This window comes from Azohydromonas sp. (assembly GCF_035325925.1).
GTDB lineage: Bacteria > Pseudomonadota > Gammaproteobacteria > Burkholderiales > Burkholderiaceae_C > Calidifontimicrobium.
In genome coordinates this window covers 36,960-49,310 of record NZ_DAOKZA010000029.1, presented here as the reverse complement: position 1 = coordinate 49,310, position 12,351 = coordinate 36,960, and the positions used below count along the sequence as shown (strand labels likewise).

10 protein-coding genes and 1 tRNA gene are annotated in these 12,351 nt (G+C 72.9%); 10 read left to right on the top strand and 1 reads right to left on the bottom strand.

What is annotated here, in order from left to right:
- The 5 genes from PKC53_RS12070 to PKC53_RS12050 form a co-directional block, all read left to right on the top strand.
- The coding region (locus PKC53_RS12070; RefSeq protein WP_324428875.1) for a DNA-directed RNA polymerase subunit alpha C-terminal domain-containing protein at nucleotides 1-185 on the top strand (185 nt) is incomplete at its 5' end.
- A gap of 149 nt (nucleotides 186-334) precedes the next feature.
- Nucleotides 335-736 carry a 50S ribosomal protein L17 gene (gene rplQ, locus PKC53_RS12065; protein WP_324428873.1) on the top strand — a complete coding sequence of 134 codons (402 nt, stop codon included), beginning with the start codon at nucleotides 335-337 and terminating at the stop codon, nucleotides 734-736.
- Between the two features lie 140 nt (nucleotides 737-876).
- Nucleotides 877-1,404 carry an ECF-type sigma factor gene (locus tag PKC53_RS12060; RefSeq protein ID WP_324428871.1) on the top strand — a complete coding sequence of 176 codons (528 nt, stop codon included), beginning with the start codon at nucleotides 877-879 and terminating at the stop codon, nucleotides 1,402-1,404.
- 41 nt (nucleotides 1,405-1,445) lie between these two features.
- Nucleotides 1,446-4,271 (top strand): serine/threonine-protein kinase, encoded by a 2,826-nt coding sequence (locus PKC53_RS12055; RefSeq protein WP_324428869.1) that lies wholly within the window; start codon nucleotides 1,446-1,448, stop codon nucleotides 4,269-4,271.
- Nucleotides 4,272-4,369: 98 nt separating this feature from the next.
- Nucleotides 4,370-4,657, top strand: coding sequence for a hypothetical protein (locus PKC53_RS12050; protein ID WP_324428867.1), 288 nt, complete (start codon nucleotides 4,370-4,372; stop codon nucleotides 4,655-4,657).
- Between the two features lie 96 nt (nucleotides 4,658-4,753).
- Here PKC53_RS12050 and PKC53_RS12045 read toward each other — a convergent pair whose 3' ends face one another.
- The gene (locus PKC53_RS12045; protein WP_324428865.1) at nucleotides 4,754-6,277 is read right to left on the bottom strand and encodes a protein adenylyltransferase SelO family protein; all 1,524 of its coding nucleotides are present in this window, start codon (nucleotides 6,275-6,277) and stop codon (nucleotides 4,754-4,756) included.
- A 132-nt stretch (nucleotides 6,278-6,409) separates the two neighbouring features.
- Between PKC53_RS12045 and PKC53_RS12040 the strand changes: the two genes are divergently transcribed.
- The 5 genes from PKC53_RS12040 (at nucleotide 6,410) to PKC53_RS12020 (ending at nucleotide 12,302) form a co-directional block, all read left to right on the top strand.
- Nucleotides 6,410-6,486: transfer RNA gene (locus PKC53_RS12040), tRNA-Met, on the top strand.
- A gap of 142 nt (nucleotides 6,487-6,628) precedes the next feature.
- Nucleotides 6,629-6,955 (top strand): preprotein translocase subunit YajC, encoded by a 327-nt coding sequence (gene yajC, locus PKC53_RS12035; protein WP_324428863.1) that lies wholly within the window; start codon nucleotides 6,629-6,631, stop codon nucleotides 6,953-6,955.
- 85 nt (nucleotides 6,956-7,040) lie between these two features.
- Entirely contained in the window at nucleotides 7,041-8,939 is a 1,899-nt protein-coding gene (gene secD, locus PKC53_RS12030; RefSeq protein WP_324428861.1) for a protein translocase subunit SecD, read from the top strand.
- Between the two features lie 11 nt (nucleotides 8,940-8,950).
- Complete coding sequence (gene secF, locus PKC53_RS12025) at nucleotides 8,951-9,982, top strand: protein translocase subunit SecF (RefSeq protein WP_324428860.1); 1,032 nt, start codon at nucleotides 8,951-8,953, stop codon at nucleotides 9,980-9,982.
- Between the two features lie 34 nt (nucleotides 9,983-10,016).
- Nucleotides 10,017-12,302: a DUF1631 family protein gene (locus PKC53_RS12020; RefSeq protein ID WP_324428858.1), complete on the top strand. Its 2,286-nt coding sequence runs from the start codon at nucleotides 10,017-10,019 to the stop codon at nucleotides 12,300-12,302.
- Nucleotides 12,303-12,351 lie beyond the last annotated feature (49 nt).

The following is a 12,351-nucleotide window of genomic DNA, read 5'->3' as shown; positions in this document are numbered from 1 at the left end:
GCCTGAAGGCCGAGAACATCTACTACATCGGCGACCTGATCCAGCGCACCGAGACCGAGCTGCTGAAGACGCCTAACCTGGGGCGCAAATCGCTCAACGAGATCAAGGAAGTGCTGGCCTCGCGCGGGCTCACGCTGGGCTCGCGGCTGGAGAATTGGCCGCCGCAGGGCCTGGACAAGAGGTAACGACGCCCCCCCCCCCGCGCGGCCTTCGAGGGGGGGGCGACGCTGCAGGGCCGGCAGAGCCGGAACCCCGGCGTCTGCTCGAATCAGTAGCTGACGTGCAAGCCCCGGTACCTGATCCGGCCGGGGTTCGATAAGGAAAGGAAAGCACCATGCGCCACCGTCACGGACTTCGCAAACTCAACCGCACCAGCGAGCATCGCCAGGCGATGCTGCGCAACATGTGCGTCTCGCTGCTGCAGCACGAGGCGATCAAGACCACGCTGCCCAAGGCAAAGGAACTGCGGCGCGTCGTCGAGCCGCTGATCACGCTGGGCAAGCAGCCCACACTGGCGAACCGGCGCCTGGCGTTCTCGCGCCTGCGCGACCGCGACGTCGTCACCAAGCTGTTCGCCGAGCTCGGGCCGCGCTACCAGGCGCGTCCGGGCGGCTACACGCGCATCCTGAAGATGGGTTTCCGCGTCGGCGACAACGCACCGATGGCCTTCGTCGAACTCGTCGACCGACCGGAGCCGGTGGCCGCCGAGGACAAGGCCGGCGACGCCGCGAGCTGATCGCCGGCGCGGCGCGCCGCCATGGCCGCCGCCACCCACCCTCTGACCGGCGCCACGAGCGCCGGTTTCGCCTTTGTCCGCCCGCACCGCGGGCGGGCTTGGCACAATCGGCCGCGCCTATTCCACCGGGGTGTGCATCCATGGAAGCCGGCGACGACGCACCGCTCGAGCTGCCGCAGGCGTTCGCCGCGGCCTACCAGGAACTGCGCCGGCTGGCGCGCGCGCGCCTGTACCGCGGCGGGCGCAACACCGTGCTCGACACCACCGCGCTCGTGCACGAGGTGTACCTCAAGCTCAGCCGGCACAGCGGCGTCGCCTTTCCAGACCGCGCGCGATTCCTCGCCTACGCGGGCCGGGCGATGCGATCGATCATCGTCGACATGGTGCGCCAGCGGCAGACCGAGCGCGCCGGCGGCGACCTCGCGCTGCTCACGCTCACCGGCGACGTCGCCGACGCGCTGCCTGCGCAGGAGGAACACATCCTGCGGGTGCACGAGGCGCTCGACGCGATGGGCGGAGTCGACCCGCGCATGGCGCAGGTCGTGGAGATGCGCTACTTCGCGGGTATGAGCGACACCGAGATCGCCACCGCGCTCGGGGTGACCGACCGCACCGTGCGCCGCGACTGGGTGCAGGCGCGCCTGTTCCTGGCCGAGGCGTTGAGGTAGCGCCGCGGCTCCCGGCACGCACCGAGCCCCGCCGCGCCGCCGTGGACGAACCGTTCCGCCTCGATCCTTCCGACTGGGCCCGTCTGCGCGCGCTGCTCGACGAGGCGCTGGCGCTGCCGCCGGCGCAGCGTGTCGAGTGGCTCGGCAGGCTCGATCCGCGCGACGCCGCACTGCGGCCGCGCCTGCAGGCGCTGCTCGCGCACGCCGGCGGCGGGGACGGCGGCGACGGGGTGTCGACCCCCCTGCACGCGTTCGACACGCTGCCGGCGCTCGACGCGCCGCCCGACGGCGACGCCACCGAGCAGCCCGGCGCCGCGGTCGGTCCCTACCGGCTGGTGCGCGAACTGGGCAGCGGGGGCATGGGCAGCGTGTGGCTGGCCGAGCGCATCGACCTCCTGCAGCGCCGGCAGGTGGCGCTGAAGCTGCCCCACGGCGCATGGCGGCGCGCCGGGCTGGCCGAGCGGCTGGCGCGCGAGCGCGAGATCCTCGCGACGCTGGAGCACCCGCACATTGCGCGCTTGTACGACGCCGGCGTCACCGCCGCCGGGCAGCCGTGGCTGGCGCTCGAATACGTCGCCGGCGAGCGCATCGACGCCCATTGCCGCAAGCGCCAGCTCGCGGTGTCGCAGCGGCTGCGGCTGTTCCTGGACGCCGCGCGCGCGGTGGCGCACGCGCACGCTCACCTCGTGCTGCACCGCGACCTCAAGCCGGCCAACATCCTCGTCACCGACGCCGGCGACGTGAAGCTGCTGGACTTCGGCGTGGCCAAGTTGCTGGCCGAGGGTCAGACGCAGGAGACGGCGCTGACGCGCGAGGCCGGTCGCGCGCTGACGCCCGACTACGCCAGCCCCGAGCAGATCCTCGGTCGGCCGCTGGGCACCCCCAGCGACGTCTACTCGCTCGGTGTGGTGCTGTTCGAGCTGCTCACCGACAGGCGCCCGTACCGGCTCGACCGCCCGACGCACGCCGCGCTGGAGGACGCGATCGTGCGCGCCGACGTGCCGCGCCCCAGCGCCGTGGCGCCGCGCGAGCGTCGCCGTGCGCTGCGCGGCGACCTCGACACCATCGTGCTCAAGGCACTCAAGTGCGACCCGGCGCAACGCTACCCCACCGTCGCGGCGCTGGCCGACGACGTGCAGCGCCACCTCGACCGGCGCCCGGTGCTGGCGCAGCCCGACCGCGTCGGCTACCGCGTGCGCACCTTCGTGCGGCGGCACCGCCTCGCCGTCGGTGCCGGCTCGGCGGTGGTCGCCGCGCTCGCGATCGGTCTGGTCGGTGCACTGTGGCAGGCGCGCGTCGCGCAGGCCGAGCAGCGCCGCGCCGAGTCGGTGAAGGCGTTCGTCACCGGGCTGTTCGCCGACGTCGATCCGTTCAGCACGACCAGTCGCGAGCCGACGGTCGAGGGACTGCTCGAGACGGCCGAGGCGCGGCTGCGCGACCCGGCGCGGGTGGCCGGCACCGACGCCGCCACGCGTGTCGAGCTGCTCGAGATGGTGGGCGGCACCTTGGTGGGCCTGAGCCGCTTCGAGCGTGCCGAGGCCGTGCTGCAGCAGGCGATCGACGAGGGCCGGCGCACGCTCGGCGAGTGGCATCCGTTGACGCTGCGCGCGCGCATCACGATGCTGGCGGTGCATCGTTTCCGCGGTCGCTCCGACGAGATCCAGGTCGAGCTCGACTCGCTGCTGCCTGCACTGCGCGCGCGCCGCGGCGCCGCCCCCGAGCACCTGCGCCGCGCGCTCGCGGCCGCCGCTCACCTCGCGCTCGACCAGGGTCGCATCCCCGACGCCACCGCCGCCGCGCGCGAGGCGCTAGACCTGGCCGTCGCCGAACTCGGCGAGATGCACCCGCACAGCGGCACCGCCGCGCTGCTGCTGGCCACCGCGGCGGGTTACGGCACCGACATGCAAGCCGCGCTGGACCTCGCGGTGCAGGCGCGCGACCGCCTGCAGCGCATCCACGGCTCCGACGCGCATGCCCGCGTCCTGGACGCGCGCTACATGGTCGGTCGCGGGCTGGGCAACGTCGGGCGCTACCGCGACGCCGTCGACGAGCTGCGCAACGTGTTGGCCGAAGTGCAGGCACGGCTGGGCCGGCGGGCCCACATGGCTGCGTTCGTCGCCGCCGACGTCGCGCGCTTCGAGCTCGAACTCGGTCGGCCGGTGCCGGCCGAGGCCGCGGCGGCACTCGCGCTGGAGATCCTGCACAGCGAGACCGTCGACGACTCTTTCACCGCGGTGGCCGCGCGCGACCGCCACGCACGCACGCTGCTGGCGCTGCGCCGCAGCGACGAGGCGCTGCGCCAGATCGAGCGCGCGTTGCACGGCATGGAGCGACTGCGCGGGCCGCAACACCCGCAGACGCTCGACGTGCTGGCCGCTCACGCCGCCGCGCTGGCGCTGCTCGGCCGCCTGGACGAGGCCTGGCGGGCGCTGGCGCCGAACCTGACCGCCTACCGCGCGGCGCCGCCGGTGGCGCGCTACCGCGGGCTGCACGCGGCCGGCGTCGTGCGGCGGCTGCAGGGCCGTCTGGACGAGGCGGGCGCGCTGCAGGACGAGGCGCTCGCGGCCCTGCCCGCGACGGCGGTGCACGGCCCGCGCCGCGACACCGTGCGTACCGAGCTCGCCCGGCTGGCGCTGGAGCGCGGCGACGCCCGCGCCGCGCTCGACCAGATGGGCCGGTGGACGCGCGCGCCGGGCGACGGCGGCGCGCACGGGCCCGACGAGGCCGACCGCTGGGAACTGCTCGGCCGAGCCCGGCTGGCGCTCGGTGACACCGACGCGGGTCGCGACGCACTGGCGCAGGCCGAGCGGATGCGCCAGGCGGCGCGCGTGGCTGCCGGCGGCGCGGCGGCCCGGCCACCGAGGTAGCTGCCCTGCGGCGTCGATGTCCGGTTCGGACCGTCGATCTCGTTCTCCTGGGAGCCACCGTCCATCGTGGGTGGTCTGCGCCAACCCAGGAGGTTTCCATGGCCCACTCTCGTTACCGTGCCGCCCTCGCCTGTGCCCTGATCGCCGTGTCCGCGCCTGCGTGGAGCGCCGAGCGCGCCGATCTCCTGGCGGTGGCGCAGTTGCTGTACGGCACGTCGACGCTACACGACGCGTTGCGCGCCGAGGCCTGGCTGCGCCAGGTCGCCGCCGCCGGCAACGTCGTCGCGCAGCACCTCGTCGATCGTGCCGACCGTGCACGCGACGCGCGTCGCACGACGCAAGCTTCGGGCGACGAGCCCTACGTGCCCGGTCCGTACGGCTGCTGAGCGCGGCGACGCGGCACCGCCGCAGCGCGCGGCCGGCCGGCGGCGACGCGCGCCGGGTGCGTATGCCCGGGGCGTCGGCGCGCTGCCCCGCCGTGCTCAGGTGCCGCAGTAGGTCTTGTACGCCGCGGTCACCGCCGCGGGCGCCGGCTCGGCGTACGGCGCCTGCGCGGCTTCGTCGTCGAACGGGCGGCGCACCGCGCCGAGCAGGCGCTCGAACGGGCCGAGGTCACCGTCGTCGGACACCGCCGCCAGCGCCTGCTCGACGCGGTGATTGCGCGGGATCACGAGCGGGTTGACGCTGCGCATGCGCTCGGCGCGCGCAAGGGGCCCGGCGGCGGGGTCGTGCGTCGCTGCGGCGTCGTCGGCGTCGCAGCGCGCACGCCAGCGCGCCAGCCAGGCGACGAGCGGGTCGACGTCGCCGAACAGCGCGCGCAGCGGCGCGTCGTCGCCGGCGGCGGCATCGGCCAGGCGGCGCCAGGCGAGCGTGAAGTCGACCCGTCCGCGCTGCAGCAGGGCCAGCCAGTCGTCGACCAGCGCGGCGTCGGCCGCGTCGAGCTCGCGGCTGGCGTGGTGCAGCCCGAGCTTGGTGCGCTGACCGGCCAGCAGCGCGGCGCGGTACAGGCCTGGGAACGCGTCGATCACCTCGGTGGCGCGCGCGACGGCGTCGCGGATCGCCGCCTCGTCGTCGGGGGCGGCGACCAGCGGCAGCAGCGTTTCGGCCAGCCGCGCCAGGTTCCAGCGCGCGATTTGCGGCTGGTTGCCGAAGGCGTAGCGCCCGCCGTGGTCGATGCTGCTGAACACGGCCGCCGGGTCGTAGGCCTCGACGAAGGCGCAGGGGCCGTAGTCGATGGTCTCGCCCGAGATCGTCATGTTGTCGGTGTTCATCACCCCGTGGATGAAGCCGACGTTCATCCACTGCGCGACCAGGGCCGCCTGCCGTTCGGCAACGGCGCGCAGCAGCGCGAAGTGGCGCTGAGGCGCCTGCGCCAGCGCCGGGTCGTGGCGTGCGATCGCGTAGTCGACCACCCGGCGCAGTGTCTCCAGGTCGCCTTGCGCGGCGAAGAACTGGAACGTGCCGACGCGCAGGTGGCTCGCGGCCACGCGCGTGAGCACCGCGCCCGGCAGCGGCCGCTCGCGAACCACGGCCTCACCGGTGGCGACCACTGCCAGCGCCCGCGTGGTCGGGATGCCCAGCGCGTGCATCGCCTCGCCGATGATCACTTCGCGCAACATCGGGCCGACCGCCGCCTTGCCGTCGCCGCCGCGCGAGAACGGCGTGCGTCCCGATCCCTTGAGCGCGACGTCTCGCCGCCTGCCGTGGCGGTCGACGACCTCGCCGAGCAGCAGCGCGCGTCCGTCGCCGAGCTGCGGCGAGAAGCCGCCGAACTGGTGGCCGGCATAGGCCTGGGCGATCGGCTCGGCGCCGGGCGGGACCGTGTTGCCGGCGAACACGGCGGCGGCCTCCGGGCCGTCGAGCGCCGCGGCGTCGATGCCGAGCTCGGCGGCGAGTATCCGGTTGACGAACAGCAGCTTCGGTGCCGGTGTCGCGGCCGGGGGCCACGCGACGTAGGCGCCCGGCAGCTCGCGGGCGTAGGTGTTGTCGAAGGCGAACAGGGGCATCGGGGGCGTCGCGGGTTCGGGCGCCAGTGTGCCGGCGGCCGCGCCGGCGTGGCGCGGGCAGCGCGGGTGCCCGCGTCGGCGGCGCGCCGTGTCAGCGCTGTCGCCCGGGCATGCTATACTGCGAGGCTCAGTCGCGGGGTGGAGCAGTCTGGTAGCTCGTTGGGCTCATAACCCAAAGGTCGCAAGTTCAAATCTTGCCCCCGCAACCAGGATGCGCGCACAGGCCCCACCGGGGCCTGTGCGCATTTTGGGCGGCCACAGGGACCGGCCCGGGAACCCGGTGCCTCCCGTTGGCCACCTAGAATCCCGTCCGGCGCCATCGCGGCGCCATCATCGTTCGAGGACCCTGACGTGTTGATCTCCCACGCCTATGCCCAGGCCGCACCGGCGGCCACCGGTGGCGCCGAATCGAGCCTGCTCAGCCTGCTGCCGCTGGTGCTGATGTTCGTGGTGCTGTACTTCATCATGATCCGCCCGCAGATGAAGCGCCAGAAGGAGCACAAGGCGATGGTCGAGGCGTTGGCCAAGGGCGACGAGGTCGTCACTGCCGGCGGTCTGCTCGGGCGCATCAGCAAGCTCGGCGACACGTACCTGCACGTCGAGGTCGCCAACGGCGTCGAGATCCAGGTGCAGCGCACGGCGGTGGCGCAGGTGCTGCCCAAGGGCACGCTGAAGTGACCCCGATGCCGCGCCGCGCCGGCGCGGTGAGGCCGGCGGGCGCGGTCGCGGCCGTGCGCGGCCGCGGTGCCCGAAGGACACGAGCATGAACCGCTACCCGTGGTGGAAGTACGCGATCCTCGCGATCGCGCTGGTCGTCGGCTTGCTATACACCCTGCCGAACTTCTTCGGCGAGGCGCCGGCGGTGCAGGTGTCGAGCGCGAAGGCGACCGTGCGCGTCGACGAGGCCTTGGCCGAGAGGGTGCGCGAGGCGCTCGCCGCGGCGACGATCGAGGCCGACTTCGTGCAGCTCGAGGGCACCTCGGTGCGCGCGCGCTTCCGCGACACCGACGTGCAGATCCGCGCGCGCGACGTCATCGCGCAGGCGCTCAACCCCGACGCCGCCGACCCGTCGTACATCGTCGCGCTGAACCTGGTCAGTCGCTCGCCGGCGTGGCTGGCGTCGCTGCACGCGCTGCCGATGTACCTCGGCCTGGACCTGCGCGGCGGCGTGCATTTCCTGATGCAGGTCGACATGCAGTCGGCGCTGACCAAACGCGCCGAGTCGATCGCCGGCGACGCGCGCACGCTGCTGCGCGAGCGCGACATCCGCCACGCCGGCATCGTGCGCGACGCGCAGTCGGTCGAGGTGCGCTTCCGCGACGCCACCGCGCGCGAGTCGGCGCGCCTCGTGCTGAGCGAGCGCGTCGCCGAGATGCAGTGGGCCGAGGTGGGCGAGGGCGAGTCGCTGCGCCTGGTCGGCACGCTGCGACCCGAGGCGGCTCGCGCGGTGCAGGAAACGGCGCTCAAGCAGAACATCACGACGCTGAACAACCGCGTCAACGAACTCGGCGTGGCCGAGCCGGTGATCCAGCAGCAGGGGCTGGACCGCATCGTCGTGCAACTGCCCGGCGTGCAGGACACCGCGAAGGCGAAGGACATCATCGGACGCACCGCGACGCTCGAGGTGCGCCTGGTCGACGACAGCGCCGAGGCCGCGGCGGCGGCGATCGGCCAGGGGCCGGTACCGTTCGGCACCGAGCGCTACGTCGAGCGCGGCGGCGCCCCGCTGATCGTGCGGCGGCAGGTGATCCTCACCGGCGAGAACCTGACCGACGCGCAGCCTGGCTTCGACGGCCAGACGCAGGAGCCGGCGGTGCACCTGACGCTCGACGCGAAGGGCGCGCGCATCTTTCGCGACGTGACGCGCGAGAGCGTCGGCAAGCGCATGGCGATCCTGCTGTTCGAGAAGGGCAAGGGCGAGGTCGTCACCGCGCCGGTGATCCGCAGCGAGATCGGCGGCGGCCGCGTGCAGATCAGCGGGCGCATGACCACGCAGGAGGCGGCCGACGTCGCGCTGCTGTTGCGCGCCGGTTCGCTGGCCGCGCCGATGGAGATCATCGAGGAGCGCACGATCGGCCCCAGCCTGGGCGCCGAGAACATCGCCAAGGGCTTCAACAGCGTGCTGTGGGGCTTCGTCGCGATCGCCGTCTTCATGTGTGCGTACTACATGCTGTTCGGCGTGTTCTCGACGCTGGCGCTGGGCTTCAACCTGCTGCTGCTGATCGCACTGCTGTCAATGCTGCAGGCCACGCTGACGCTGCCGGGCATCGCCGCGATCGCGCTGGTGCTGGGCATGGCGATCGACGCCAACGTGCTGATCAACGAACGCGTGCGCGAGGAACTGCGCGGCGGCGCGCCGCCGCAGCTGGCGATCCAGGCCGGCTACGACCGCGCGTGGGGCACCATCCTCGACTCGAACGTGACCACGCTGATCGCCGGCCTGGCGCTGCTGGCCTTCGGCTCGGGCCCGGTGCGCGGTTTCGCGGTGGTGCACTGCCTGGGCATCCTGACCTCGATGTTCTCGGCCGTGATGTTCTCGCGCGGCCTGGTGAACCTCTGGTACGGGCGGCAGAAGAAGCTCAGGTCGGTGTCGATCGGACAGGTCTGGCGCCCGGAGCCTGACGTGCCCGGTGCGCCCGGCACGCCGCCGGCCAAGGTCTGAGGGAGCTCGCGATGGAGTTCTTCCGCATCCGCCGCGTCATCCCGTTCATGCGCCACGCGCTGGTGCTGAACGTGATCTCGTTCGTCACCTTCGCCGCCGCGGTGTTCTTCCTCGCCACACGCGGGCTGCACCTGTCGGTGGAGTTCACCGGCGGCACGCTGGTCGAGGTGCAGTACGCGCAGGCCGCCGACGTCGGCCAAGTGCGCGAAGCGGTCGAGGCGCTGGATCTGGGCGAGGTGCAGGTGCAGAACTTCGGCACCTCGCGCGACGTGCTGATCCGCCTGCCGGTGCGCGGCGGTGTCGAGCAGGCGCAGGTGGCCGGCCGCGTCTTCGAGGCGCTGTGCGCCGCCGAGCGCGGCCAGGTCTCGAGCAAGGCCTACACCACGCCGCAGGGCGAGCAGGTCAGCCGCGCCGCGTGCGACGCCGGCGGCACCGAGCCGGTGGTGCTCAAGCGCAGCGAGTTCGTCGGCCCGTCGGTGGGCGCCGAACTGTACGCCAACGGGGCCTGGGCGCTGCTCGCGACGATCGTGGGCATCATGATCTACCTGGCGTTGCGCTTCGAGTGGAAGTTCGCCGTGGCAGGCATCATCGCCAACCTGCACGACGTGGTGATCATCCTCGGCTTCTTCGCGTTCTTCCAGTGGGAGTTCTCGCTGGCCGTGCTGGCCGCAGTGCTCGCGGTGCTGGGCTACTCGGTCAACGAGTCGGTGGTCATCTTCGACCGCGTGCGCGAGACGTTCCGCCGCTTCCGCAAGATGAGCACGCCGCAGACCATCGACCACGCGATCACCAGCACCATCAGCCGCACCATCATCACGCACGGCAGCACGCTGATGATGGTCGTCTCGATGCTGGTGTTCGGCGGGCCGACGCTGTTTTACTTCGCCCTCGCGCTGACCATCGGCATCCTGTTCGGCATCTACTCGTCGGTGTTCGTCGCCGCGTCGATCGTCATGTGGCTGGGCGTCAAGCGCGAGGACCTGGTCAAGACGGCGGCCAAGGAGTCCGACCCCAACGATCCGAACGCCGGGGCGGTGGTGTAGAGTCAGCGGCATCGACCGCCCACCCTCCCACCGCATGGCGAGCGCCGCCGACCCGTCGACCCTGGCATCGCAGGCGCGGCGGGTCTACACCGAGCAACTGGTCAAGGGCCTGCCGGGGCTGGTCAACGGGGTCGTCGAGGCCGCCAACCTGCTGCGCGACAAGCCGGCCGAGCACGCGACGGCGCATCGCCGGCGCGAACTTGCGCTCGAGCTGCACCGCGGGGCCGCCGGCTGGCACCACGCGATGGTCGACGCGCTGCGCAGCGCGCTGCTCTACGGCGTGTCGGTGTCGCGGGCGATGGACCTGCCGGGCAACGGGCGCGACCAGCTGACGCTGGTCGACGACGACACGATCGAGCGCGAGATCCTCGGCTCGCGGCTGGCGCTGGCGATGATGGACCGCGCCTCCTGGGAGTTCTCCGACGTGCGCGCGCGCATGGCGCACCTCGAGCGCCGGGAAGAGCTCGAGGCGCAGGACATGCTGCGCGCCCACGTGCTGGCGCGCATCGTCGTCGACGCCTGGGGGCAGTGCGGGTTGTCGCTGGGCAGCTGGCGCGAGTTGCAGTCGTCGCTGCACGAGGCTTTCGCCACGCTCGCCGAGGGTGCCTACCACGAGGTCAACCGTTTCCTCGCCGAGAGGCAGGTGCTGCCGCAGATCGACCTGCGCCCGTTGATCCGCCGCCAGCACGAGTCGGCGCCGGCGAGCGACAGCGGCTACGCGTCGATGAGCGGTCGCGGCGTGCCGCTGGGCGGCGGCGCACCCTCTACGGGGCGTGGCGGCGTCGGCGACGAGACGCGGATGATGACGCGTACGCCGACGCTGGTGCGCGGGCACGAGCAGGCCGAGGCGGTGCTGACCCGGCTGACCCGACTGGTCGGCCGCCACCTGCCGGGCTTCGGGCAGGGCCACGCCGGCGGCACGCCGACCGCGGCGTCGCCCAACCTGCGCCAGGCGATGGTGGTTGCCGAGCAGAGCATCCGCGCGCGGCTCGACGCGGCCAGCCGGCACGGGACGGCGGAACTGACCTCGCCGGCGCTGCTCGAGCCGCTGCAGCAGCACAAGCAGGCGCTGAAGAGGGCCGCCGCGACGCCGGTCGAGCGCGCGACGATCGAGATCGTCGCGTTGCTGTTCCAGAGCATCCTCACCGACGAGCGGCTGCCGCCGTCGGTGCGCGTGTGGTTCGCGCGGCTGCAGATGCCGGTGCTGCGCGTGGCCGTGAGCGAGCCCGACTTCTTCGCGACGGTCGACCACCCGGCGCGCCGGCTGATCGACCGCATGGGCGCCTGCGTGCTGGGTTTCGACGCCTCGGCGCGCGCGGTCGGCGACGCGCTCGAGCAGGAGATCAAGCGCATCGTGCAGGTCGTCGAGGCCTATCCCGACACCGGCCGGCGCGTGTTCCAGACCGTGCTCGTCGAGTTCGAGCGTTTCCTCGAGCACTACTTCAAGGACGCCAACGAGGCCAGCCGCAAGGGCGTGTCGCTGGCGCAGCAGGTCGAGCAGCGCGAGGAGAAGGCGATCCAGTACACGATCGAGCTGCGCAGGATGCTCGAGAGCGTGCCGGTGCAGGAGGGCGTGCGCCAGTTCCTGTTCCAGGTCTGGGCCGACGTGCTGGCGATGTCGGCACTGAAGACCGGCGCAAACAGCGAGCAGACCAAGGCGATGAAGCGCGCCGCCGCCGACCTGATCTGGTCCGCCGGCGCCAAGGTCACGCGCGAGGAGCGCGCCGAGGTGATCCGCCGCCTGCCGCCGTTGCTGAAGACGCTGCGCGACGGGATGGCGCAGGCCGGCTACACCACCGAGCGGCAGGACGAGCGCATCGCCGAGCTGAACAACGCGCTGGCCGCGGCGTTCACCGCGAAGGCGGCGGCGATCCCCGACGACCGGCTCGACGAGCTGAAGGAGCGTCTCGAGAGCCTCGAGGAGATGCTGCCCGCGACCGCGCACCTGCAGATCGACGAGTCGGTGGTGCTCGACCTGTCGGGCTACGAGAACTCGGAGCTCGAGGTGGTGACCGGCGGCGGGTCGATGCCGACGGCGGCGATGCTGGCCTGGGCGCGCGAACTGCAGGTGGGCAGTTGGTTCATGCTCGACTACCGCGACCGGCTCGAGCCGGTGCAGCTCGCGTGGCGCGGTCTGCGTGGCCAGCTGTCGCTGTTCGTCGCCTCGTCGGGGCGTTGCGTGCTGTTCCAGCGCCAGCCGCTGGCCGCGTTCCTGCAGGCCGGGCTGCTGCAACCGGCGCAGGACGAGTCGCTGACCGTGCGGGCCACGCGCACCGCGCTGGCCAAGCTCGATGTCGACCCGTCGCGGCTGTTGAATTGACCCAACCCCCGGGCGCCGGCAGCGGACCGGCGAAACCGCATCCGCGGCG

What these genes read in the sequence shown, in the direction of transcription:
- rplQ (WP_324428873.1), top strand. Translation starts at nt 335, where the DNA reads ATGCGCCACCGTCACGGACTTCGCAAACTCAACCGCACCAGCGAGCAT.
- PKC53_RS12060 (WP_324428871.1), top strand. Translation starts at nt 877, where the DNA reads ATGGAAGCCGGCGACGACGCACCGCTCGAGCTGCCGCAGGCGTTCGCC.
- PKC53_RS12050 (WP_324428867.1), top strand. Translation starts at nt 4,370, where the DNA reads ATGGCCCACTCTCGTTACCGTGCCGCCCTCGCCTGTGCCCTGATCGCC.
- PKC53_RS12045 (WP_324428865.1), bottom strand. Translation starts at nt 6,277, where the DNA reads ATGCCCCTGTTCGCCTTCGACAACACCTACGCCCGCGAGCTGCCGGGC.
- secD (WP_324428861.1), top strand. Translation starts at nt 7,041, where the DNA reads ATGAACCGCTACCCGTGGTGGAAGTACGCGATCCTCGCGATCGCGCTG.
- secF (WP_324428860.1), top strand. Translation starts at nt 8,951, where the DNA reads ATGGAGTTCTTCCGCATCCGCCGCGTCATCCCGTTCATGCGCCACGCG.
- PKC53_RS12020 (WP_324428858.1), top strand. Translation starts at nt 10,017, where the DNA reads ATGGCGAGCGCCGCCGACCCGTCGACCCTGGCATCGCAGGCGCGGCGG.